The sequence below is a fragment of the Methyloceanibacter sp. genome (genome assembly GCF_050726195.1).
In the GTDB taxonomy this organism is placed as follows: domain Bacteria; phylum Pseudomonadota; class Alphaproteobacteria; order Rhizobiales; family Methyloligellaceae; genus Methyloceanibacter.
In genome coordinates this window covers 56,728-79,409 of the sequence record NZ_JBOHJC010000001.1, presented here as the reverse complement: position 1 = coordinate 79,409, position 22,682 = coordinate 56,728, and the positions used below count along the sequence as shown (strand labels likewise).

At 65.3% G+C, this 22,682-nt stretch carries 19 protein-coding genes and 1 pseudogene; 12 read left to right on the top strand and 8 right to left on the bottom strand.

Going from position 1 to position 22,682, the window contains the following annotated elements:
• Positions 1-42: 42 nt before the first annotated feature.
• A complete protein-coding gene (locus ACRECX_RS00420) occupies positions 43-831 on the top strand; it encodes a DUF502 domain-containing protein (RefSeq protein ID WP_431556832.1) in 789 nt (262 codons plus the stop codon).
• Positions 832-969: 138 nt separating this feature from the next.
• The gene (locus ACRECX_RS00415; protein ID WP_431556831.1) at positions 970-1,767 is read left to right on the top strand and encodes a hypothetical protein; all 798 of its coding nucleotides are present in this window, start codon (positions 970-972) and stop codon (positions 1,765-1,767) included.
• Between the two features lie 24 nt (positions 1,768-1,791).
• On the opposite strand, the gene recG is transcribed toward ACRECX_RS00415, so the two are convergent.
• A complete protein-coding gene (recG, locus tag ACRECX_RS00410) occupies positions 1,792-3,912 on the bottom strand; it encodes an ATP-dependent DNA helicase RecG (protein ID WP_431556830.1) in 2,121 nt (706 codons plus the stop codon).
• A gap of 93 nt (positions 3,913-4,005) precedes the next feature.
• On the opposite strand from recG, the gene ACRECX_RS00405 reads away from it, so the two are divergent.
• Both ACRECX_RS00405 and mfd read left to right on the top strand, forming a co-directional pair.
• Positions 4,006-4,278 carry a succinate dehydrogenase assembly factor 2 gene (locus ACRECX_RS00405; protein ID WP_431556829.1) on the top strand — a complete coding sequence of 91 codons (273 nt, stop codon included), beginning with the start codon at positions 4,006-4,008 and terminating at the stop codon, positions 4,276-4,278.
• A 14-nt stretch (positions 4,279-4,292) separates the two neighbouring features.
• Positions 4,293-7,805 carry a transcription-repair coupling factor gene (gene mfd / locus ACRECX_RS00400; RefSeq protein ID WP_431556828.1) on the top strand — a complete coding sequence of 1,171 codons (3,513 nt, stop codon included), beginning with the start codon at positions 4,293-4,295 and terminating at the stop codon, positions 7,803-7,805.
• Positions 7,806-7,851: 46 nt separating this feature from the next.
• Here the strand turns inward: mfd and ACRECX_RS00395 are convergent, their stop codons facing one another.
• The 3 genes from ACRECX_RS00395 to ACRECX_RS00385 form a co-directional block, all read right to left on the bottom strand.
• Positions 7,852-8,067 carry a hypothetical protein gene (locus ACRECX_RS00395; protein ID WP_431556827.1) on the bottom strand — a complete coding sequence of 72 codons (216 nt, stop codon included), beginning with the start codon at positions 8,065-8,067 and terminating at the stop codon, positions 7,852-7,854.
• 122 nt (positions 8,068-8,189) lie between these two features.
• Positions 8,190-9,770: a class I adenylate-forming enzyme family protein gene (locus ACRECX_RS00390; protein WP_431556826.1), complete on the bottom strand. Its 1,581-nt coding sequence runs from the start codon at positions 9,768-9,770 to the stop codon at positions 8,190-8,192.
• Positions 9,771-9,774: 4 nt separating this feature from the next.
• Entirely contained in the window at positions 9,775-11,637 is a 1,863-nt protein-coding gene (locus ACRECX_RS00385) for an extracellular solute-binding protein (RefSeq protein WP_431556825.1), read from the bottom strand.
• 226 nt (positions 11,638-11,863) lie between these two features.
• Here ACRECX_RS00385 and ACRECX_RS00380 point away from each other — a divergent pair, with 226 nt between their 5' ends.
• Positions 11,864-12,697: an invasion associated locus B family protein gene (locus ACRECX_RS00380; protein ID WP_431556824.1), complete on the top strand. Its 834-nt coding sequence runs from the start codon at positions 11,864-11,866 to the stop codon at positions 12,695-12,697.
• Between the two features lie 75 nt (positions 12,698-12,772).
• On the opposite strand, the gene hspQ is transcribed toward ACRECX_RS00380, so the two are convergent.
• The 3 genes from hspQ to ACRECX_RS00365 form a co-directional block, all read right to left on the bottom strand.
• Positions 12,773-13,105, bottom strand: coding sequence for a heat shock protein HspQ (gene hspQ / locus ACRECX_RS00375; RefSeq protein ID WP_431556823.1), 333 nt, complete (start codon positions 13,103-13,105; stop codon positions 12,773-12,775).
• A gap of 80 nt (positions 13,106-13,185) precedes the next feature.
• Complete coding sequence (locus ACRECX_RS00370; RefSeq protein WP_431556822.1) at positions 13,186-14,103, bottom strand: lysophospholipid acyltransferase family protein; 918 nt, start codon at positions 14,101-14,103, stop codon at positions 13,186-13,188.
• Positions 14,104-14,186: 83 nt separating this feature from the next.
• Positions 14,187-15,452, bottom strand: coding sequence for an FAD-dependent monooxygenase (locus tag ACRECX_RS00365; RefSeq protein ID WP_431556821.1), 1,266 nt, complete (start codon positions 15,450-15,452; stop codon positions 14,187-14,189).
• A 403-nt stretch (positions 15,453-15,855) separates the two neighbouring features.
• Between ACRECX_RS00365 and ACRECX_RS00360 the strand changes: the two genes are divergently transcribed.
• The gene (locus ACRECX_RS00360) at positions 15,856-17,322 is read left to right on the top strand and encodes an OprO/OprP family phosphate-selective porin (RefSeq protein WP_431556820.1); all 1,467 of its coding nucleotides are present in this window, start codon (positions 15,856-15,858) and stop codon (positions 17,320-17,322) included.
• Positions 17,323-17,494: 172 nt separating this feature from the next.
• Here the strand turns inward: ACRECX_RS00360 and ACRECX_RS00355 are convergent, their stop codons facing one another.
• Positions 17,495-18,118: an inorganic diphosphatase gene (locus ACRECX_RS00355; protein WP_431556819.1), complete on the bottom strand. Its 624-nt coding sequence runs from the start codon at positions 18,116-18,118 to the stop codon at positions 17,495-17,497.
• A gap of 237 nt (positions 18,119-18,355) precedes the next feature.
• Here ACRECX_RS00355 and ACRECX_RS00350 point away from each other — a divergent pair, with 237 nt between their 5' ends.
• The 6 genes and pseudogenes from ACRECX_RS00350 to ACRECX_RS00325 all read left to right on the top strand — a co-directional run bounded on the left by ACRECX_RS00350 (position 18,356) and on the right by ACRECX_RS00325 (position 22,682).
• Entirely contained in the window at positions 18,356-18,694 is a 339-nt protein-coding gene (locus tag ACRECX_RS00350) for a hypothetical protein (RefSeq protein WP_431556818.1), read from the top strand.
• A 27-nt stretch (positions 18,695-18,721) separates the two neighbouring features.
• Positions 18,722-19,414 (top strand): CDP-alcohol phosphatidyltransferase family protein, encoded by a 693-nt coding sequence (locus tag ACRECX_RS00345; protein WP_431556817.1) that lies wholly within the window; start codon positions 18,722-18,724, stop codon positions 19,412-19,414.
• A gap of 81 nt (positions 19,415-19,495) precedes the next feature.
• Positions 19,496-20,251, top strand: coding sequence for a TerC family protein (locus ACRECX_RS00340; RefSeq protein WP_431556816.1), 756 nt, complete (start codon positions 19,496-19,498; stop codon positions 20,249-20,251).
• Positions 20,252-20,367: 116 nt separating this feature from the next.
• Positions 20,368-20,760 (top strand): hypothetical protein, encoded by a 393-nt coding sequence (locus ACRECX_RS00335; RefSeq protein WP_431556815.1) that lies wholly within the window; start codon positions 20,368-20,370, stop codon positions 20,758-20,760.
• Between the two features lie 244 nt (positions 20,761-21,004).
• Positions 21,005-21,643: a pentapeptide repeat-containing protein gene (locus ACRECX_RS00330; protein WP_431556814.1), complete on the top strand. Its 639-nt coding sequence runs from the start codon at positions 21,005-21,007 to the stop codon at positions 21,641-21,643.
• 197 nt (positions 21,644-21,840) lie between these two features.
• Positions 21,841-22,682: pseudogene (locus ACRECX_RS00325) on the top strand (transglutaminase-like domain-containing protein).

Below are 22,682 nucleotides of genomic sequence, written 5' to 3'. Positions count from 1 at the left end.
TTATCTTGACCGCCCCTGCTCTCCCATGATTCACATACCTGCATGAAATTCAAAGAATCAAAGACGAACGAGTCGAAGTCAGCCCCCGACACGCCAAACGAGGAAGACCAGCTCGGTTTGTTCGGCGCGCTCGAGCCTCCCTCGTCACACGTCCTGGCGCGGCTGCGCGGCTACTTCCTCACCGGCCTCATCGTCGTGGGCCCGGTCGCCATCACCATCTACGTGGTGTGGTGGTTCATCAATCTCGTCGACGGCTGGGTGAAGCCGCTCATTCCCAAGGCTTACCTGCCTGAGACTTATCTTCCTTACAGCGTCCCGGGCGCCGGCCTGATCGTCGGCATCCTGGCGCTGATGGTGATCGGTGCGCTCACCGCCAATCTGTTCGGCCGCACCATCGTCAGCTACGGCGAGATGATGCTCGATCGCATGCCGGTCGTGCGTGGCGTCTACCGCCTGCTGAAGCAGATTTTCACCACCGTATTCTCCAAGACCGGCACGTCGTTCAAGCGCGTGGGCGTCATCGAGTTTCCCCGGCGCGGGCTTTACGCGCTCGTGTTCATCTCCGGCGACCCGCCTGCCGAGGTCAAGGAGAAGCTTGGCAACGGTGAGAAGCTGATGACGGTGTTCATGCCGAACGCGCCGAACCCAACCACGGGTTTCGTCATGTTCATGCCCGCGAAAGACGTGACCTTGCTCGACATGGCCATCGAGGATGGCGCGAAGATGGTGATCTCGGCTGGTCTCGTGCCGCCGCAGCAAGACGCGCTGAAGAAGCTCGTCGACGACGCCAAGGCGAAGAAGCCGATCCCCGACGAGGAGCCGGTCGTTTAGGCGAGAGCCACGACCGCATGACGCGGCCGGAGCGGGCGATTGCCGGCCCGGAGTTCGCCTTTATCCTATTTCATAACTCTCTCAGCCGGCGGAACTGCGCCTGTGGATCGAACATTCCGGCCGTGCGATGATTGGGCCATGGATCTGGAAGCCGCGCGGAAGTCCCTGTCGAAGCGTAGCGGATTTGCTTCGAGGAAGGTCGCGTTTCTTGCCGTCGCCGGCCTAGTGCTGGTCGTGGGCGTTGTCCTGCGGGCGGGCCCATATTTCAATCAGCCCGCGGTGGAGGAGAAAGCGCCGGCTGCGGTTGAAGCCCCTTCGCCGGCCCCTGCCGCACCACCCGCCGTGGAAACGACCGACTCCATTCCCAAGCCGACACCCGCCACCCAAGAAGCCGCCACCGCACCGAGCGAGCCCGCCGCACCGACAGGTGATGCGGCCCTGCCGACCGATGCGGAAAGCGCTGCAGTTGAGCCGGCGGAGCAGCCGGAGCTCCCGGGTGCCGGCATGATCCTCGTTTCCAAACGGCCGGTCGAGGTGCTGGCTAGTCCCTCGCCAGACGCCTCGGCCATGTTCGGCTTTCCCGCCGGGCGGCCATTCCGGGTCATTGGACGTGAGGGCGGCTACGCCCGGATTCAGGACTTGAGGAGCGGCGCCAGCGGTTGGATCGACGAGGCGGCACTCGCGCCGCCGCCGCCGGTCGTGACGGCGCCGTCTCAAGCGAAACCGGGCGCCGGCGGCCGCAAACCGGCAACGGCGTCGGCCGATCCCAAGCCAAAGGGGAGCAGTCCAAAGGCGGTCAACAAGAAGGTGACGCCAGCCAAGCCCGATGCGGAGGTGGCAGCTGAGACGGACACCGCTCAACCGCAGAAGCGCCCGGGCCTCTTCGGCCGAGGGGGTCTCTTTGGCGGCATCTTCAGCGGCGGCAATCAGCCCTGAGTTGCGCCGCCGATCAAGCGGACATCAGCCCGCGCTGATCAGCCGGACCGCATCGTCGCGCTCAAACAGATAAAGCAGAAGCCGCAGCGCCTCAGCGTCCTTGCCTTTGAGCCCTGGATCGCGGGTAAGCCTGAGCCGGGCCCCGTCGCGCGCCGCTTCGAGAAGCTCTTGATGCTCGGGTAGCGTGGCGACCCGAAACGCGGGTAATCCACTTTGGCGGGTGCCTAGCACCTCGCCGCCGCCTCTGAGACGCAGGTCTTCTTCAGCGATGATGAAGCCGTCTTCCGTCGTGCGGATCACATTGAGGCGCTCCCGCGCCGTCTCGCCAAGCGGCTGACGATAGAGCAACACGCAGGAGGATTCGGCGACGCCGCGTCCCACGCGGCCGCGCAACTGATGCAGCTGGGCGAGGCCGAAGCGCTCGGCGTGCTCGATGATCATGATGGAGGCGTTCGGCACGTCGACGCCGACCTCGATCACCGTGGTCGACACGAGGATCGCGAGTGCACCGGACGCGAACTGCGCCATCACTGCGTCCTTGTCCTTGCCGGCGAGACGGCCATGCACGAGGCCGACCTTGTCGCCTAACCGCGCGCGTAGGGCCGCGTAGCGCTCCTCCGCCGCGGCGAGATCGAGCACCTCGGATTCGGCGATAAGCGGGCATACCCAATACACCTGGGCGCCTGAGCCGATGGCGCGCTCCACGCCGTCGATGATCTCATCGAGACGGTCCAGCGGCACGGTGCGGGTCGCGATCGGCTTTCGCCCCGGCGGCTTTTCGTCGAGCCGCGACACATCCATGTCGCCGTAGCTCGTGAGGAGGAGCGTGCGCGGGATCGGCGTCGCCGTCATCACCAGAAGCTCCGCGCCTGCACCGGTGCCCTTGGCTTGCAGGGCGAGCCGCTGATGCACGCCGAATCTGTGCTGCTCGTCGATGACCACAAGTGCGAGATCACGGGACTGGATCGATTCCTGGAACAGCGCATGGGTGCCGATCAGAATGTCGATGTTTCCAGTCTTCAGCGCACCGAGGATCGCAGTCCGCTCGCGGCCGCGCTCACGCCCCGTGAGCAGCGCAACCCGAAGCCCCGAGGCGTCCGCAAAGCCGCCGATGGTGGCAAAGTGCTGGCGGGCGAGAAGCTCGGTTGGCGCCATGAGCGCGGCTTGCGCGCCGGCCCCGACCGCATTCGCCATGGCGAGCAGCGCCACCACCGTCTTGCCGCTGCCGACGTCCCCTTGCAGGAGGCGCAGCATGCGGTGAGGGCTTGCAAGGTCGGCGTCGATCTCGGCAAGCGCTCGGCGTTGCGCGCCGGTCAACGCGAAGGGCAGGGCGTCCATGATCGCCTTGCGCACCCTGCCTTGTGCAGCGATCCGCCGCCCGGTGCGCTTCTTGAGCCGCTGACGGATGATGGCGAGCGCGAGCTGGTTGGCGAGAAGCTCGTCGTAGGCGAGGCGTTCCCGCGCCGGCGCAGACGGCAGAAGATCCGCGTCGTCTTGGGGTGCGTGGAGACGCTGCATGGCATCGCCGAAGGACGGCCACGCGTTCTTCGCTAGGAAGCCCGCGTCGATCCATTCGGGCAAGGGCGGCACTTGGGTGAGAGCCTCGCCGATCGCCTTCCGCAGCACCGTATTGGAGAGGCCGGTGGTCAGCGGGTAGATCGGCTCCATCAGCGGGAGAGTGCTCGCACCTTGCTCCGCCGCCGCCACATGGTCGGGATGTGGCATTTGCAGCCAACCGTCGTAGGATTCGAGCTTGCCGGAGACGAGGCGCGTGCTGCCGACCGGCAGCAGGCGCCTGAGATAAGCCGGGTCGGCGTTGAAATAGACCAGCTCGAACGCGCCGGAGGCGTCCTCCACCAGCACCCGGTAGGGCGCGCTGGCCCCGCGCCGGCCGCCCCCGGGCCTATGCTCGGCGACCGTGACCTCAAGCGTGGCAAGCGCGCCGACTTTGGCATCGGCAATCCGCGGGACAATGGCGCGGTCGACGAGACCGACCGGCAGTTGCCAGAGAAGATCGATGGCCCGCGCATGCGCCCCCTGGTGGCGCGGGACGACCAGCTTGTTGAGCAGCCCCTCGACCTTGGGCCCGACGCCCTTCAAGGCGCGGACCGTGGCAAACAGCGGGGCTAGCCGGGGCGGGCGCATAGATTTCCAGTGTACAATGATGAGATTCGGGCGCCCTTGACATCGGTCGGGGTGCTCGCTCTAACCCGGAATGCTCAAGGCTGGAAAGCAGATATGGCCAGTGACCTTGGCATGCGCCGGCGCCGGGCGCTGTGGCGGGCGGCTCATCGAGGCTCCAAGGAGATGGACTACCTGCTCGGCCGCTTTGCCGAGCAGACCATCGATAGCATGAACGCCGACGACATCGCCGTGCTCGAGCGCCTGATCGAAACCCCGGACCCCCGGCTCGAGTTATCGCTGTTCGAGGGATATTCCCTCGGCGAGCGGGACCTCGATGCGCTGATGGACCGCGTGCGTCGCTTTCACGGGCTGCCCTGGACGAGATAAACACGCCATCGGCCATGAGTTCCGCGTCTAAGCTTCCATCCTTGCCAATCGACCGCCTGCTCAAAGCGCCGCGCACGATCGCGGGCGGCGTGCCCGAGGGCCTCGATGCCTTGCTCCTCGGGGAGCTTGCAAGGCACGCCGGTGCGCAGATCCTGCACGTCGCCCGCGACGGCAACCGGCTCGCCACACTTCAAGAGGCGCTTGCCTTCTTCGCGCCCGATGTCACGGTGTTGTGCTTCCCGGCATGGGACAGCGTGCCTTACGACCGCGTGGCGCCCAATGCCGAGATTGTAGCGGAGCGCATCGCCACCCTTGCCGCGCTGACCGAGCGCGCGCCCGGCGATACCAAGCCGCTCGTGCTGCTTACCTCGGTCAACGCCGCGATCCAGCGGGTGCCGCCACCCGCCTTCATCTCAGGATCGAGTCTCAAGCTTCAGTCCGGCAACGTCATGAGCATGCAGGCGCTGATCCAGCGCCTCGAAGCCTCGGGCTATGGCCGGTCCGGCACGGTGACGGACCCCGGCCAATATGCTGTGCGCGGCGGTATTCTCGATCTCTATCCGCCAGGCGGCCAGCCGGTGCGCCTCGATTTCTTCGGCGACACATTGGAGTCGATCCGTGCGTTCGATCCTGAGACGCAACGCACCGAGGCGCGTCTCGATGCGGTTCACTTTCTGCCCATGAGCGAGGTGGCGCTGACGCCGGACGTCCGCCGCGCCTTTCGCCAGCGCTACGTGGAACTGTTCGGCCCAGTGAAGGGCGATGACCCGCTCTACGAGGCGGTCTCGGCTGGGCATCAGCACCAGGGCATGGAGCATTGGCTGCCGCTGTTCCACGGCTCGCTTGCCACATTGTTCGATTATCTGCCGGACGCGGTGCTGACGCTAGACCCGCTCTCTGACGAGGCGCGCGCGACCCGGCTCGAGCAGATCGCCGATCACTACGATGCGCGCCCCGGCGCGCTCGAGCGCAAGGCGTTCGGGGCGCCGCCGTATCATCCTGTGCCTGCGGAGAGCATGTTCCTCGCCGAGGCCGAGTGGCAGGCGCTCGCCGGCACCCGCAAGGTGATCGCGCTCGATGCGTTCGAGCGCCCGGAGGACAGCGCTGTGCCCCTCGTCTCGTTTGGCGGGCGCCAGAGCCGGTCGTTTGCGCCGGAGCGTCAGACCGAAGGCGCCAACGTGTTCGACGCCGTCGTCGCCCACGCCAAGCGGCTCCTCGGCGAGCAGAAGCTCGTCATCGTTGCCTGCTGGAGCGTCGGCGCGCGGGAACGCCTCGCCACTCTACTCGCCGAGCACGGCCTGCGCGACACGGTGCGGGTTGAGACCTTTGCCGAGGCCGTCGCCGCCCCGCCTGAGGCGACATCGGTGGCGGTGCTGCCGCTCGAGACGGGCTTCGAGGCGCCTGGCATTGCCGTGATTGGTGAGCAGGACATTCTCGGCGACCGGCTCGTGCGCAAGTCGCGCGCCAAGAAGGGCAGCGACGCGCTGACCGAGGCGGCGAGCCTCACGGTCGGCGACCTCGTGGTCCATGCCGACCACGGTATCGGCCGCTTCGTCGGCTTGGCCACCATCGAGGCGGCCGGTGAGCCGCACGATTGCCTCGAGTTGCACTACCAAGGCGGCGACAAGCTCTATCTGCCGGTCGAGAACATCGAGCTGCTCACCCGCTACGGCTCGGACGAATCCGGTGTCGTGCTCGACAGACTCGGCGGCGTGGCCTGGCAGTCGCGTAAAGCCCGACTCAAGCAGCGCATCCGCGACATGGCCGAGAAGCTGATCAAGGTGGCGGCGCTGCGCGAGCTGCGGCAGGCGCCGATCTTCAATCCCCCCGACGGCACTTACGACGAGTTCTCGGCGCGCTTCCCCTACGAGGAGACCGAGGACCAGGTCACCAGCATCGGTGCCGTGCTTGAGGATCTCGCGAGCGGCCGGCCCATGGATCGGCTCGTCTGCGGCGATGTCGGCTTCGGCAAGACGGAGGTGGCGCTTCGCGCGAGCCTCATCGCCGTGCTCGCCGGCAAGCAGGTGGCGGTGGTGGTGCCGACCACCTTGCTCGCCCGCCAGCACTTCCACACCTTCACCGAGCGCTTCCGCGGCTTCCCCGTGAAGATCGCCCAGGCTTCGCGCCTCGTCGGCGGCAAGGAACTCGCCGAGGTCAAGAAGGGCATCAAGACCGGCGATATCGACATTGTCATCGGCACCCATGCGCTGCTCGGCAAGTCCATCGAGTTCGTCGATCTCGGACTCCTCATCGTCGACGAGGAGCAGCATTTCGGCGTCAAGCATAAGGAGCGGCTGAAGGAGCTGCGCGAGGACGTGCACGTGCTGACCCTCACCGCCACCCCCATCCCGCGCACGCTCCAACTTGCACTGTCAGGCGTGCGCGAGATGTCGCTGATCGCGACGCCCCCGGTCGACCGGCTTGCGGTGCGCACCTACGTGGCGCCGTTCGATCCCATGACCCTGCGCGAGGCGCTGCTCCGCGAGCGCTTCCGCGGCGGCCAGACCTTCTTCGTCGTGCCACGCATCTCCGACCTCGACGACGCCGCCGCCTTCCTCAAGGAGCACGTACCTGAGCTGAAGGTCGCCCGCGCCCACGGCCAGATGGCGAGCCGCGAGCTCGACCAGGTGATGAACGCGTTCTACGACCGCCAATACGACGTGCTTCTGTCCACATCGATTGTCGAGTCCGGCCTCGATATCCCTTCGGCCAATACCCTGATCGTCTACCGCGCCGACATGTTCGGCCTTGCCCAGCTCTATCAGCTGCGTGGCAGGGTCGGCCGCTCCAAGATCAGGGCCTATGCCTATTTCACCATTCCCGCCGACGCGCGGCTCACGCCCGCCGCCGAGAAGCGCCTGAAGGTGCTTCAATCGCTCGACACGCTCGGCGCCGGCTTCATCCTGGCGAGCCACGACCTCGACATCAGGGGCGCCGGCAACCTCCTTGGCGAGGAGCAGTCGGGCCACATCAGAGAGGTGGGCTTCGAGCTTTACCAGTCGATGCTCGAGGAGGCGGTCGCCGCCCTGAAGGGCGGGGAGGGCGCCATGATCGAGGATCAGTGGAGCCCGCGCATCAATCTCGGCACCTCGGTCCTAATCCCGGAGGACTATGTGCCGGACCTGCAAGTGCGGCTCGGGCTTTACCGGCGCCTGGCGGCGGTTGAGAGCGCCGATGCCATCGAGAGCTTCGCCGCCGAGCTGATCGACCGCTTCGGCGCGTTGCCCGAAGAGGTGCGGCATCTGCTCGACGTGGTCGAGATCAAGGGATTGTGCCGCCAGGCCGGCGTCGAGCAGATCGACGCAGGGCCGAAGGGCGCCGTCATCGCTTTCCGCAACAAGACCTTCGCCAATCCGGAAGGCCTCATCGACTTCATTCGGGACAACGGCAAGCAGGTGAAGCTCCAACCCGACCACCGGCTCATCTATTACGCCAACTGGCCCCAGCCGGAGAATCGCCTCGCCGGCACAAGCGATCTCCTGAAGCGCCTCGTCAAGATCGCCGAGGCGGTGAAGCAGGCGGCGTAACAAAAGGGGCCGGTGAGCCGGGCCCTTGAACTTCGCCGAGTGGCGGCTACTGGCACTCTGCCATGGCGCCCATGGCCTTCTTGGCCTCGGCCTCTGAGCTGTACTTGCCCATCATCTTGTATGTTTTGGTGTCCGTGGGCTCGGTGGTCATGATCTCGCACCCGCCCCCTCCGACCCTCAAGGCGACGTAATAGTCCTGCTGGGCGAGAGCGGGAATGGCGAAGGCGCCGACGAGGGCAGCTGCAATGAGATATTTCTTCATGGGGTGCACTCCTACCAGGGTCGGCAGCACCCCCCCGAACGCTTGGCGGCCATTAGGCTCTCCCTCAAAAGTGGTCCAACTTTGTCGGACGATCATATGCGCCCTTCCAGGGAGAAAGAGGGCTACACCTGCCGCAAGATCTCGCCGCGCAGGATGCGGCCCTGGCGGTCGCGCGGGATGTCCTTCACCACGAGCAATTTGTCGGGGAATTTATAGGGTGCGACGCCCCGCTCCATGAGGAAGCGGTGCAGCGCCTCGAGCGATACCGGCGCGTTGGGAAAGGGGGCCACCGCGGCGAAGATGCGGTCGCCGACGATGGGGTCCGGCAGCACGAAGCAAGCGGCATCGAGAAAGCCGGGGAAGGCTTGGTAAAGCCCGTCGAGCTCAGACGCAGCGATGGTGAAGCCGCCATGGTAGACGAGCTCGGGATCGCGCTGAAGCCGCACCCCGCCATCTTCTGCCCGCCCGCGTAGGCCGGTTGAGACGAAGCCGTCGCGATCCGCGGCGAGCGGCCCCTCAGACGCGCCCCGCGGCACCACCGGCCCGCGCACCAACAGCTCGCCGACCCCGAGCTTGGTCTCCACGAACACCGCGCCGCCGGCGTCCTCGCCGAGATGCACCGGCCCGAGCGGCAGGCCGGCGCGGCCATCCAGCTCGTCCCGCAGCATCAGGCTCGCGAGATCGCCGAGCTGGACGAGGTCGAACACCGGGCGACTTGCCTGCACCGGGAGGGCGGCGCTCTCGCTGAGCCCGGGCGTAGACCAGACGCGGCCCACGCGGCGTAACCGGCACTGGGGATCTTGCAACACGCCGTCTCTGGCAAGCTCGGCGAGAACAGCGCCGGGCAGTGCCGTTACCGTCGCGCCCGTGACGAGAACCTGCTGCACGAACGCGCCGTAGTCGAAGGGGTGGTGCTGTGCGAGCGTGGCGCCTGCGATGAGCCAGGGGGCGAGCCCAAGTCCAAGCCCGACCGGCCCGGTGAACGGGTAGGGGTTGAGGATCGTGTCGCCGCGGTCGAGCGCGAGCGCGAGCACCGCCATTGCGCCTTGCGCGAGAATCTCGTCCTCAGTTCGAAAGACAGGAATGAATGGTGCGCCGGCGCGCGCCGTGAAGGTGATGAGCGAATGGCCGTCGTGCGTGCGCGCCCGAACCTGATCGCGCGCCAGGCGTCCGGCGGCGATCGCATCGTCGAGCGAGGCGATGCCGTCGGGTAGGTTGCGGCCGAAGCCGAGCACGAAGCGGACCGAAAGCCTTGTGGCGGCGACGTCGCGGAGATATTCGGCCGACCTCTCGCCGGCGAACTCCGCCGCGCCGATCAGTGCCTTCGGCTCGATCGCGTCGCACACTCTGGCGATCTCCATGGCGCGCCACAGCATAGGCACGGCGGCGACCGTGAGTCCCGCCCGCCAGGCCCCGAGCAGCGCCAGCGGCGCCTCGATGACATTGGGGAGCTGCATGACGATCCTGTCGCCGGGCTCCAAGCCAAGCTCGATGAAGAAGCCGGCGAGCGCGTCCACCGCTTCGTCGGCTTGGGCATAGGTGAAGGAGCGGGCGGGCGTCAGCCCGAGCGTCTGCCGGTTCGGCGGATCGGCGAGCGCCATGGCTTCCGGCTTCTGGTGCGCGCGGCGCCGCAACAATCCTTCCGCCGTGATCGGGCCGTTGTCATGGTCCATTTCCGTGGCGGAAGCGGGCAGCATGCTCATGGCTTCACGGCGTGCCGGTGACGTCGCCGGCAGCCTTGGCCGGTGGGTCGAACCACCACGTGTCGATCTGATAGCCGTAAAGCGGGGTCTCGTGCGGCCGCTTGAGGTTCCGCCAATGCGCCACCCATTGCCGCGGCAGATAGAACAGGGGCACGACGTAGTCGCCCGACAGGAGCGCGCGGTCCAGCGCGCGCACGGCGGAGACGAAACCGGCGCGGTCCTCCGCCTTGAGCACCGCCTCGATCGTGGCGTCGACCGCCTCGCTCCTGACCCCCGGATAGTTGAACGATCCCTCCGTCACGGCCGCCTCGCTCCCCCAGCGGAACGACTGCTCGTTGCCCGGCGACAGCGACACCGGCCAGAAATATTGGATCATGTCGAAATCGTAGGTCTGCTTGCGCCGCTGATACTGGGCGGAGTCAACTTGCCGGATTCGAGCGTCGATTCCCACCTGTTTCAAGGCGCGGGCATAGGTGAGGAGAAGCCGCTCCTGGGCTCTCGTGGCGGCAAGGATCTCGAAGGTGAACGGCTCGCCGGTCTTCTTGTCGACAAGCTTGCCATTCTTCAGCGTGTAGCCCGCATCTTCGAAGAGTGCGAGTGCTTGCGCCCGGCCTTCACGGTTCTCGCCCGTGCCGTCGCTCACCGGGAAGGAGAAATTTCCGTCCATGATGGCGGGCTTCACCGCGTCGGCGTATGGCGCCAGCAAAGCGCGCTCCGTCGCGTCGGCCGGCCTGCCGTGCGACGACAACTCCGAGCGCGCGAAATAGCTTTCGCTGCGCGCGTACTGGCCGTGATAGAGCGTGCGGTTCACCCACTCGAAGTCGAACAGCTTGATGAGCGCTTGGCGCACACGCTGGTCCGCGAACAACGGTCGCCGCGTGTTGAACACGAGCGCCGACATGCCGGCCGGCGTCTCGACCGGAAGCTCCTCCTTGACGACGCGCCCGTCGCGCAGGGCCGGAAAATTGTAGCCTTCCGTCCAGCGTGTCGGATCGTCCTCGTTGCGAATCTGGACGAGCCCGGATTTGAACGCCTCGAACATGGCACCCGCGTCGCGGTAGTAGTCGTAACGGATCTCGTCGAAATTATAGAGCCCGCGATTGACCGGCAGATCGCGGCCCCAATAGTTCGGATCACGTTTGTAGCTGATGCTCTTGCCCGGATCGACCTTGTCGATGACGTAAGGGCCGCTGCCGATCGGCGGCTTCAAGGTCGTCTTCTCGAAGGTCTCAGGCGAGAGCAGATGCTTGGGCAGCACCGGCATCAAGCCCATGATCAACGGCATCTCGCGGTCGCCCGACTGATCGAAGGTGAAGCGAACCTTGCGCTCGCCCGTCTTCTCGACCTTGGCGACCTTCTTGTAGTAGGAGCGGTGGTTCGGCCGGCCGTGATCGCGCAGCACGGCGTGGGAGAAGATCACGTCGTCCACCGTGATGGGAGCGCCGTCGGAGAACTTGGCGTTCTCGTTCAAGGTGAACTCGACGTAGCTACGGTCTGCCGGCGACTCCACCGCCTCGGCGATGAGGCCGTAGAGGGTGAACGGCTCATCGTAGGCGCGCGCCATCAGGCTCTCGTAGACGTATTCGCGGAGACCGTCGGCGGGTGCGCCCTTGACGATCAGCGGGTTCAAGCTGTCGAAGGAGCCGCGCACGCTGAAGGTCGCCCGGCCGCCTTTCGGTGCATCGGGATTGGCATAGGGAAAATGGCTGAAATCGGCGCCCTCGCGGGGCTCACCATGCATGGCGAGCCCGGACGCAGGCTGCGCCTGACCGCTGCCGGGCGGCAACAACAGCCCCAACACAAGCAGCAAAATAGGGGCTTTCAACCGCGACCCGGCATGGCTATAGATGCCTTCGCATTGCACCATGGGGGTAAGGGTAACATCCCTGGCCAAACAATCCGACGCCGCAACCTATCTCCATCACAATGAAAAAAGGTTAGAACACTGGAAGGGGCGGCCAAGAAAGTCCCCTAGGCGCGGTGGCCAGCCACGTCTACGCCGCATTTCGGGTATTGACCCTGGTATCAGGGAGCGGGCACGGGGTATTGCTGGCATGCCTGAGCCAGCCCGCAAACAGAGGAAAGGTCGATTGATGATCTGGTCCAAGGATCGTTGGAACACGCTGAGCCGCAGCGCGGGTCGTTGGATACTTGGCGCAGGCGTAAGCGCGCTTGCCGTCGCCATGATCGCGCCAATGACCCAGGCGCAACAAGCCCCCAAGTCCACGCAAGCACCGAAGGCGCCCGCACCGGCCGCAGCTCCCGCCGCCGCGGCACCCGGCGCTGGCCCCGCCGGCCAAGCTGCGGACGACGCCTGGGTGAAGCTCTGCATGAAGAACGAGCAGACGGCCAACAAGGAAATCTGCCTGATCAACCATGAGGGGCTCGAGCCGAACACCGGCATGGTTCTCATCGCCGCCGCCGTGCGCAAGGCGGAAGGCGAGGACAAGCAGCAACTGCTCATCCGCGTGCCGACCGCCTATGCGCTGGTGATTCCGGCCGGCGTACAGATCCGCATCGATGAGCAGCAGCCGATCCAGCTGCAATATTCGATCTGCTTCCCGACCAGCTGCCAGGTTCAGATGGAGCTGACCGACGACCTCTATCAGAAGATGCGCGCCGGCAAGCAGATGATCGTCGCCGCGATGAACATCCAGCAGAAGACCATGGGCTTCCCCGTGCCGCTTTCCGGCTTCAGCAAGGCCTATGACGGAGCGCCGGTCGACAACGCCAAATACGAAGAGCAGCGCCGGCAGCTGATGGAGATGTTCCGCAAGCGCCAGGCCGAGCTCGCAGCCAAGGCCAAGCAAGGGGAAGCGCAAGCCCAAGGCGGCGCCCCCGCGCAAGCGCAAGGCGGCGCCCCGGCACCAGCGCCGGCCAACGCCACCGCGCAGCAGAAGCAGCCGCCGGCCGCCGCGACTCCATAGTCTGACGCCGTCTACGCGACATCGAAAAGGCCGCACCGGGGCGGTCTTGTCTCATGGCGCAGCGGCCTTCGCGTTTCAGTGCTCTTGCAGGAAGCGGTAGCGGAACACACCGTCCCTCAAGTCCTCGAACAGTTCCGGCACTTGAGGATGTCGCAGCGGCTCGTCCGAAGGATCGGGCACGAGATTCTGTTCCGAGACATAGGCAATATATTCGGTCTCTGCGTTCTCCGCGAGCAAGTGGTAGAACGGCTGATCCTTCGGCGGCCGCACGTCCTGCGGAATGGAGGCATACCATTCCTCGGTGTTGGAGAACGTCGGGTCCACGTCGAAGACGACGCCGCGAAACGGGTAGAGCCGGTGGCGCACCACCTGGCCGATCTGAAATCTAGCGTTGCGGACAGTAGACATTGCACCGACACCCTATCCCCGAGTCTTTGTGACGATAAGAGCGCGGCCCGGGGAGGCTGTCAACGCAGTTAACGCCTCCGTTATGACCAGCGGCGGTTCGACCACATGAACTGCTCGGGCGTCTCGCGAATCCACACTTCGAAGTAGCGCTGGATTGCGGCGGTAATCGACCGAATATCTTCCGCCTGGTTGTTGGTGCGCGGAATCCGCAGCTCGTTTACATTGACATCGAAGCACGCACGATTGCCGATGCGCACGCAGCGGCCGATCCAGATGCGCGCGCCGACGCGGCGCGCGATCATGGCGGCGATCGGCATGCTCTTGGCGGGACGGCCGAAGAACGGCACCTCGATGCCGTTGGCGTCGTAGAGGTCGGAGATGAAGCCGAGCCGGCCGCCTTGGCGCACATAGTCCATGATCAGGCGCGCGGTCTTCTGCGTCTCGTCCTGGCCGGCGGCGCGGCCGCGGCCGAATAGGCCGCCGGGATAAAGCGCTTCACGTTGCGCGCGCAAATAGCGGTCGACGTAAGGATTCTTCACCTGGCGGTAGACTCCGGCCGGGTTTACGCCCGCCAACATCACGGGCCACATGCCGAGCTCCCAATTGCCCATATGCATGGTGACGATGAGCGCGGGGCCCATCTTATCCTTGTAGCGGGCGATCCAGTGTCCGTTGGTGACGTGAAGCCGCCCGGGATCCTTCAGGATGCGGTCGATATTCATGGTCTCGACCATAACCCGCCCGAGATTTTCCCAGGCGGCGCGCGCGATACGCTCGCGCTCCTCCGGCGTCTTCTCCGGGAAGGCGCGCTGAAGATTGGCGAGCGCGCGCTTGTGACGCCGGTTATGTGGCGCGATCAGCCGCCAGATCTTGGCCGAGACGTTGCCGGCGAGGTCGACGGGGAACAGCCGCACCAGCCCGATGAGGAAGCGCAAGCCCGCATATTCGAGCCGGTAGCGCAGATCGCGGGCAAAGGGCAGGTTGAAGCTGTTGGCCACAGAGGCTTCCTTCTACAGGCTTTTTTCGGGTGGCGAGGGGGCGCCCTAGGAACCCAACCTCATGGCCAAACCGGCTCGAAGCGTCAAGCGCGCAGGCCGGCTGGCTGAGGCCGCATCAGGCTCGGCAATTCAGCCGGCGGCGCGAGCCCGGCGCGCATGATCATACGTCGCAACGGAGGCAGCGCGTTCAGCCCGTGCAGGAAGAGGCCGCGCGCCGCCTGCACCGGAATGAGGCTCGTCAGCAAGGAGCGATTGAGCAAGTCGACGCCGATGGTGCGCGAAAGCACGTCGAGCTGCCGCGCCCGGACATAGGCCGAGAGCGCCGCCATGCCGCCGGGATCGTGACCGCGCCGCAGCGCCCCTGCCACGCAGTCGGCCAGCGCCGCGGCGTCGCGCAGGCCGAGATTGAGCCCCTGTGCACCGATCGGCGGCAGAATGTGCGCCGCCTCGCCGACCAAGGCGGTGCGGTTATGGGCGAGCCGCTTCGCCGTCAGTCCGGCGACGGGAAACTCCGCGCGCGGTCCCACGTCCGAGATAGTGCCTAGACTCTCTCCCAGTCGCTCCTGGAGGCGGACGGCGAAGCCCGCCGCGTGGCCCGCCATGAGGTCTGCGATCTCCGCCGGTGGCCCGACCCAAATCAGGCTCGAGGCGAGCTTGTCCGTCGTCGGCACCGTCGTAACCGAGCCGGATTCCTTGTGCAGCTCGGTCGAGACGCCGTCATGGTGCCGCGTGTGGCGGAAGCTTGTGGCGATGGCGCCTTGATCGTAGCGCCATTCGCTCGTCTCGATTCCCGCAGCTTCACGGCAGACCGACTTGCGCCCGTCGGCTCCCGCCACGAGGCGTGCGGTGAGCCGCTGGCCATCGCCGAGCTTGAGCCGCGCTTCGTGCGCATCGAGGGCAATTTCCTTGGCGCTCGTGTCGAGCACCAGGGGCAGAATCTCTCGCGCGCGGGCGTAGAGCGCGTCGAGCAGCACGGTGTTGGCGACGTTGTAGCCGAACGCCTCGAGCCCGAGCTCGGCGGCTTCGAACGTGACATCCGGAGACCGCAACAGGCTGCGCGAGGCATCAATGATGCGAATCGCCTTGAGGGGCGCGGCGTGAGGCGCGAGGGCATCCCACACCTCGAGCCGTTTGAGGAAATCGACGGAGCTTGCGAGCAATGCCGCCGTTCGCGTCTCGCGGTGTGCGTCGTCGCTCTGCGACGGAGCCGGGCCAATCAATGCGGTGCGCGCGCCAACATGGGCAAGCGCCAGCGCCGCGGCGATGCCGGCAGGGCCGGCGCCGACGACGGCGACGTCGGAACGAATCTCCTCGGGCTTTGGGCCGTTCGTTGCTTGCGTGCTGGCCATGGTCGGGGCCGCAGCCTAGCCCGGTTTCAAGGGCCTCGCCATGTGACCGGGGGCCCGTGGGTCTCAGCCCTGCTCAGAGGATTGAGGGGATAGTTCCCTCGGCGGGAATTCTTACCGCGCATCAAGGGCGTAGAATCCGGGCACGGACGCTGGTGGGCTGTCCCGGCGCGCCCGCTTCGGTCAGGGCCGCTCCGTGGCCGACGGGCAACACTGGCTCACGAAATCCCCACCGTCGTCCGACTGTCACAAGCGCGTCATTGGCCAGGAAATAGAACGGTATTGGCCAGCCGTGGCGACACGGTGGAACGATCTCTAACGGGGAGAACCGGGGAAACAGCGAATTCTCCTAACTGCCTGAACTGATTAACAAAAGATGCAACGCTAAACACAGTGGAGAGGGGTCATGAACGGGGGACTACGGAAAACGAGCCGGTATTTGCTTGCCGGCGTGAGCGCGCTAGGCCTTCTCTCCTTTGGCGGCACCGCTGCCAAGGCGGCCAGCGTTGAGCAACTCGAGGCCGCGATGAAGGCCATGCAGGCCCAAATGCAGCAGTTGCAGAAAGAGGTCGCGGCGGCCAAGGCGGCCGCGGCGGCGGCTCAGCAGGCTTCTAGCGGCGGTGGCGGCAGCGGTCTCGACCTCAAGGTCAAATGGAAGGGCGCGCCGGAACTGGCCAGCACCGACGGCAAGTTCAAGTTCAAGGTCCGCGGCCGGTTGCAGACGGACTACAACGGCATCGACCAGGACGAGAGCATTACCGGCGAGGGTGATATCTCGGCGGTCGAGATCCGCCGTGCCCGTATCGGCGTCGAAGGCGTCGTATTCTACGACTGGAAGTACAAGTTCGAGATCGATTTTGCCGGCGGCGACGCTGCCATCAAGGACGCTTACATCGCCTATGCCAATTGGGCGAACTGGGAGAAGTCGGAGATCATCGTCGGTAACTTCAAGACCGCCAACTCCATGGAGCAACTGACCAGCTCGCGCTTCATCACCTTCCTGGAGCGCGCGGCGTTCACCGACGCGTTCTTCCTCGACCGCCAGATCGGCGCCGGCATCTGGGCGGGCAACGAGCACTGGTCATTCCAGACGGGCTACTATGGCGCGACGCCCATCGAGGAAAACGGCATCCCGGGCCAGGAAAACTTCGACACCGACCAGACGGCCTTTACCATTCGCGGGACTGTGGCCCCGATCAACAACGACACGGCGGTTGTCCACCTCGGTGGCAGCTGGCGCCATCGCGATGCCGGCACGTTGCGGGACTGCGGCGCTACGCTTTGCGTCGGGGGGCCGAACGCGCTGTTCCAGTATCGCGCCCGCGGCGCGGATCTGCATCTCGCCGACCGCTTCGTCGATACGCCGCAATTTGCCGATTCGGATGACATGTTCGTCCTTGAAGGCGCTGTGGTGTGGAAGTCCCTCTATGCGGTGGGCGAATATTCGCAAATTGAGGCGAATAGTGCCAAGTCCATCGCCGATAATATCGACCCGACCTATGACGGCTGGTACGTCGAAGCGGGCTGGTTCATCACCGGCGAGATGCGTCCCTATGCGGCTGACGAAGGCGTCTGGGAACGCATCAAGCCGAAGAACCCGTTCTACGGCGGCAGTGGTGGCTGGGGCGCCTGGCAACTCGCCGGCCGTTACGACGTGATCGATCTCAGCGACAAGGCCGCAGCCATCGCCAATTTCGGCGTGGTCAACTGTAACGAGTGCGGTGAGCAGAAGACTTGGCTCCTTGGCCTCAACTGGTGGGCGACCGACTACACGGCGATCAAGCTGCAAGTCAGCCAGTCGGAGATCGAGGGCGGTGTCAACGACGGCGCCGAGATCACCGGCGTGGGTGTCCGTGCCCAAGTGGACTGGTAAAGCAAGACGAGGATTTAAGACTATCCCCTTTCGCCTGACTGCCGCCGCCCACCTTCCCGGGCGGCGGCCCCTTTTTGGGACCAGGCGACACTGCGCGGTGGCTGAGCGCAAAAAGGAAGCTCATCGAGGCGGTCCGCCTCGATGAGCTTTCGTTAGCCTGAAATGCGTTGTCTTACTGCGCGGAGGTGGAGACGTCGGTCGTCTTGAACTTCTCGAGCCCGGACGTGAGCATGTCGACGGCAGCGTTGACACCATCATAGCCGTTCATCTCCACGACCTTCCGCCCGTCCGGCAGCTTCTTGTACACGGCGAAGAACTGCTCGATGCGGGCCCGTTCGATTTCCGGCAGATCGTCGACCGTCTTGATGTTGTCGTAGGTCGGGTCGACCTTCGAGATCGGCACGGCGACGATCTTGTCATCGACCTCGCCGCCATCGATCATCTTCAGAATGCCGATGGGGCGGACGCGGATCAGCGCGCCGGGATAGATCGGCTGGCGTGTGATCACGAGCGCGTCGAGCGGATCGCCGTCGGGTCCGACCGTGCTCGGGATCGATCCATAGTTCGTGGGATACACGACCGGCATCGACTGGAACCGATCGACGAAGATAAGGCCGGTCTTGGCGTCGAGCTCGTACTTGGTGAAGGTGCCGGCGGGAATCTCGACCACGACCTGCACGTCGTTCGGATCACCCTTCTGCGGAAAGTCGATTGGGTTCATGTACTCGGCGAGGCTCGGGCCCGCGGCAAACATCATCGCCGACACGGCCGCGCCTAAGGCGTAATTCTTCTTCATTTGCGGAAATCCCCCTCTTTGGATGGCCAAACGCGAAATCCTAGGGACCGCGAATGACCGGACGATAACAGGGGGCCTCGCTCCTGAGTCGCCCCCGGTCATCCTGTGGGCCGATGCAACATGGCCGGACAACGCATTGATAAGGGCCGAAGATTCCAGGTTAACACGCCGTTAACCATAGACCTGAGAGGTTGATCAGCCCGCTGGCAAGACCAACCTGGGGGCCGAGACCGAGCCATGTGCAGGTCACGCAGCCTGATCGCGACATTGAGCCTTGCGCTGACCGCCGGCGCCGCCGCACCCGCGTCTGCTTTCCAGGAGGTTCCCGGGGCGCCTCCTGCCGGAGAGAGCGTCCCTTTGCCGCCAGCCCTGGCCCTTGGCAACCCGGCGGTGCCCATAGAGGCACCGGAGCCCGACCAGATGGAAGTGTTCGGCTACAGCGTGCCGAAGCTCGATTTCGGCCTCGAGTTGCTCTATGGCCAGGAGCAGCCGCAATTGGAGCTGCAACAGGGCCAGACGACCTTCGATGCCGAGAGCGACGTCACCGTATTGGGCAAGATCAAGCGCCGGTTTTAAGCGGCACTTTGCGGCGGGTACGCGCCCATGAGAGGCCTTCGCCTGCGCGCGGCCTCGGTCCATGTCCTGACGGCGATCGGGGCCGTCCTCGCGCTGCTCGCGCTGCGTGCCGCCCACCAGGCCGACTGGCAGATGATGTTCGTGTGGCTCGGCGTCGCGCTCATCGTCGACACCATCGACGGGCCGCTGGCGCGCCTGTTCGACGTCAAGGCCGTCCTGCCGCGCTTCAGTGGCGAGCGCCTCGACCTCATCGTCGACTATCTCACCTATGTAGCAATCCCCGCCTTCGTGCTCACGGAGTCAGACCTTCTGCCCGAGGCTTCCCGGCTGCCCGCGGCCATCGCCATACTCCTGTCGGGCCTGTTCCACGTCTCAGACATGGACAGCAAGACGGAGGAGGGGTTCTTCGTCGGCTTCCCGGCCATCTGGAACATCGTGTTGCTTTACTTGTTCGTGCTTGGGCTGGAGCCGACGGTCGCGCTCGCCGTCGTGGTGGGCTTCGTGGTCCTCACCTTCGTGCCGATCCTCTATGTGCACCCCTTCCGGGTGAGGCGTCTGCGCCTCCTCACGGGGCTGGTGACACTCGTCTGGGCGGCGGTGGCGGCGGTCGCCGTCGCCAACCCCTTCCCATCGCCCCTGTGGGTCCAGGTGGCGCTGCTGGCCACCGCCGCCTACTTTGCAGGCATCGGCGCCGGCCGGTCGTTGCGTCGGCTTTTGTGACACATGTCGCGATGGACCCAAGCGGCCTGCTGAGCTATTAGCTCCCGACCGAACCGTCCCACCGCCATCACTCCACACCAAATGCCTTTCGTCGACCTCCTCACCGATCCGCACGCCTGGGCAAGCTTTCTCGCTTTGAGCGCGATGGAGATCGTGCTCGGCATCGACAACGTCGTCTTCATCTCCGTCATGGTGCAGCGCCTGCCGCGCAATCAGCAGCTCATGGCGCGGCGCATCGGCCTGTCGCTGGCCCTGATCTTCCGGATCATCATGCTGGCGTTCATCGCCTGGTTCATCCACATGACGACGCCGATCTTTACGGTCGGCGATTACGCCTTCTCCTGGCGCGACCTGATCCTTCTCGCCGGGGGGCTGTTCCTGTTGGTAAAGGGCACCCGCGAGATCCACGACGGCATTGAAGGCGAGGACGGCGAGCACGGTAGCGGTCCGGTCGTGCAATCGCTGACCTCGGCCATCATTCAGATCGCCATCATCGACATGGTCTTCTCCGTGGACTCGATCATCACCGCGGTCGGCATGGCCGACCATATCGAGGTCATGATCGCGGCGGTGATGGTCGCCATCGCCGTCATGTATTTCGCCTCGGGGCCCGTCTCCGCCTTTATCGAACGACATCCGACCACCAAGATGCTGGCGCTCTCCTTCCTGCTACTCATCGGCGCGGCGTTGGTCGCCGACGCCTTCCACTTCCATATCCCGCGCGGCTACATCTACTTCGCCATGGCCTTCTCGGCGCTCGTCGAGGTGATCAATGTGCTCGCGTCGCGGAATCGGCGCCAGGCGCGGGCCAAAGCGAAATCGGGCCGGAAAGGCTGAGCGGGCGCTTCCCGGGTCCCTTAACGTTGACACGCAATTCCCTTTGCTTAGCCCCAAATTGACCAGAATTGCGGGGCATGCCCGAGATGTCAGTTCCAAGACAAAATGGGGAAGCGATGAAGATCGGAGCACTCCTTTTGGCCGCGGGCCTCGCCCTACCGGCGACTGCGGCTTTTGGTGCGGAGCCGGCCTCGCTTGCGGGCGATGAGCTGCGCAAGGCGATCAGCGGCAAGACCGTCTACCTCAACATCTCGGGATTCGAGCTTCCCATCCGCTATGCCTCCAATGGGCGCATGAGCGGCAAAATGGGAACCGTGGCGGCGAGCTTCTCGAAGGGCGACGGCGCCTCGAACTCCGGCAAATGGTGGGTGGCCGACGATCAGCTCTGCCAGAAATGGACGAGCTGGATGGACGGCAAGCAGTATTGCTACCGGCTGACTCGCCAGGGCGCGGCCGTACGCTGGGTGCGCAACGATGGCCGCTCCGGGACGGCGCGCATTGGCGGCTGAGTCGCGTAAGCCACAGTCAAGCTGAAATGTCTGGCGAGAGCCGTCCCATTGGGCGGCTCTTTTGCGGCTTGCGATCACACTCTTAGGCGATCGGGCTGGCGCACGGCGTGCGGATGGAGCGCACCATTACGCGCGCGCAAATCTCTTGTGGATGAGTTCCGCCCTGCATTACGGTCGCCGCTTACCTTGTGTACAGGTTTTTATGCTTAGCATCGTGTTGCGTTCAGTGTTGTAGGCGTGCGTTGTGTCTGCCGACTCCGAACATATCGAGCTGCTGCGCTGCGGTCCCAGGCCATGGAACGAATGGCGGGAGCAGCACCCATCGGTCATCCCGAACCTCGTCGGCATTTCTCTCACCATCGGCGACCGTCAGCTCGGCCCCATCAACGGCGGCCCCATCAATCTGGCTTTCGCCCGGCTACGGCACGCCTTCTTGCGGTTCGCCACCTTGACCGGGGCGAGCCTCGAAGGCGCCGACCTCGCCGATACCGATCTCAGGGATGCTCGCCTCGAGGGGGTCAACCTCGCGGGCGCCGACCTGAGCGATGCGCAACTCGATCGCGCCGATCTCGCGGGCGCCAACCTCGCCGGAGCCAACCTCAGCGGCGCGACCTTGGCCGAGGTCCGCAACCTAACCCAGGCGCAGCTCTACGAGGCCGAGGGCGATGCGCGCACCGTGCTCCCCGGCCACCTTCAGCGGCCGCATATCTGGACGGTCGCCCAGGTGATGAACGGCGCGCGCCCCGCACCGCGCCGCACGCCCGGCGCCGCGGAACGGCATGAAGAGGAGGAGCGCCCGCCGGCGGGCGAGCGCGTCTCCTGGTTCATCGGCGGTCCCCAGCCCGCCACGCGAACGCCAGCCAGCAAGCCCGGCAACGTCTAGCGCCGCAGCGTCCCAATCACTTGCTACCCATCCAATCGTCACATTGGCACGGGCGTTGCTCTTTGGTGTGGAGCAAGGCGACGAGGGCGTGCTGTCGATCGGTTCCAAAAAGCCAATTTGCGGGCTTTGACCTGATCGCAAGTAGCCTTCAGGATCGCTCTTCGGCCTAGTTCTTAGTCGGGTCGTGGAGGGTGATGATGAAAATTCGTGCAGGCTACGCCATCGGCTATGAGTGTCCACAAGCGACGCCGATGATCCTTTGCTTGAGCGTGCATCCATCGCGGCGCCCGGACCTCGTCACGCCAGACCGCATGCGGCTTCATCCCGACCTGCCGACCACCGTCTACCGCGATGCCTTCGACAACATCTGCCATGTGGTCAAGGCACCCCCGGGACACATGACGATTTCCGCCGATTTTCTTATCGAGGATAGCCTGAAGCCAGGGCGCCGGCGGGCGGTTATCACCCGCTCGACCGGCTGCCTGTCGAGACTCTGGTGTACTTGCTCGGCAGCCGCTACTGCGAGACCGACCGCCTGTCGGATTTCGCCTGGTCGAAATTCGGCGGGGTTCCCAAGGGCGGCAGCCTGGTCCAGGCCATTTGCGACTTCGTCCATGACGAGATCGCGTTCGGCTACGAGCATGCGAACCCGGCCAGAACCGCCTTCGAAACCTTGCAGGAGCGGCGCGGGGTGTGCCGCGACTTCGCCCATCTCGCCATTACGCTGTGCCGCTGCATGAACGTGCCCGCGCGCTACTGTACCGGCTATCTCGGCGACATCGGCGTTCCGCCGGAGGATATGCCGATGGATTTCAGCGCCTGGTTCGAGGCCTATATCGACGGGCGGTGGTACACCTTCGACGCCCGGCACAATACCCCGCGCATCGGCCGCATCCTCATCGCCCACGGACGCGACGCCACCGACGTGGCCATCGTCACCTCGTTCGGCCCGCATAAGTTCGTATCGTTCAGCGTCGTGACCGACGAGGCGCCTGCCGAGGAGGCCAAGCGCATCTCTTTGCCGCATGCATTCGCTTGA

Bases quoted from the DNA above. Each gene is read 5' to 3' on its own strand.
- hspQ (WP_431556823.1), bottom strand. From the start codon at position 13,105: ATGTCTACTGTCCGCAACGCTAGATTTCAGATCGGCCAGGTGGTGCGC.
- ACRECX_RS00345 (WP_431556817.1), top strand. From the start codon at position 18,722: ATGAGAGGCCTTCGCCTGCGCGCGGCCTCGGTCCATGTCCTGACGGCG.
- ACRECX_RS00420 (WP_431556832.1), top strand. From the start codon at position 43: ATGAAATTCAAAGAATCAAAGACGAACGAGTCGAAGTCAGCCCCCGAC.
- ACRECX_RS00415 (WP_431556831.1), top strand. From the start codon at position 970: ATGGATCTGGAAGCCGCGCGGAAGTCCCTGTCGAAGCGTAGCGGATTT.
- ACRECX_RS00350 (WP_431556818.1), top strand. From the start codon at position 18,356: ATGTGCAGGTCACGCAGCCTGATCGCGACATTGAGCCTTGCGCTGACC.
- ACRECX_RS00395 (WP_431556827.1), bottom strand. From the start codon at position 8,067: ATGAAGAAATATCTCATTGCAGCTGCCCTCGTCGGCGCCTTCGCCATT.
- recG (WP_431556830.1), bottom strand. From the start codon at position 3,912: ATGCGCCCGCCCCGGCTAGCCCCGCTGTTTGCCACGGTCCGCGCCTTG.
- ACRECX_RS00380 (WP_431556824.1), top strand. From the start codon at position 11,864: ATGATCTGGTCCAAGGATCGTTGGAACACGCTGAGCCGCAGCGCGGGT.
- ACRECX_RS00340 (WP_431556816.1), top strand. From the start codon at position 19,496: ATGCCTTTCGTCGACCTCCTCACCGATCCGCACGCCTGGGCAAGCTTT.
- ACRECX_RS00355 (WP_431556819.1), bottom strand. From the start codon at position 18,118: ATGAAGAAGAATTACGCCTTAGGCGCGGCCGTGTCGGCGATGATGTTT.
- ACRECX_RS00385 (WP_431556825.1), bottom strand. From the start codon at position 11,637: ATGGTGCAATGCGAAGGCATCTATAGCCATGCCGGGTCGCGGTTGAAA.
- ACRECX_RS00335 (WP_431556815.1), top strand. From the start codon at position 20,368: ATGAAGATCGGAGCACTCCTTTTGGCCGCGGGCCTCGCCCTACCGGCG.
- mfd (WP_431556828.1), top strand. From the start codon at position 4,293: ATGAGTTCCGCGTCTAAGCTTCCATCCTTGCCAATCGACCGCCTGCTC.
- ACRECX_RS00390 (WP_431556826.1), bottom strand. From the start codon at position 9,770: ATGAGCATGCTGCCCGCTTCCGCCACGGAAATGGACCATGACAACGGC.
- ACRECX_RS00365 (WP_431556821.1), bottom strand. From the start codon at position 15,452: ATGGCCAGCACGCAAGCAACGAACGGCCCAAAGCCCGAGGAGATTCGT.
- ACRECX_RS00360 (WP_431556820.1), top strand. From the start codon at position 15,856: ATGAACGGGGGACTACGGAAAACGAGCCGGTATTTGCTTGCCGGCGTG.
- ACRECX_RS00405 (WP_431556829.1), top strand. From the start codon at position 4,006: ATGGCCAGTGACCTTGGCATGCGCCGGCGCCGGGCGCTGTGGCGGGCG.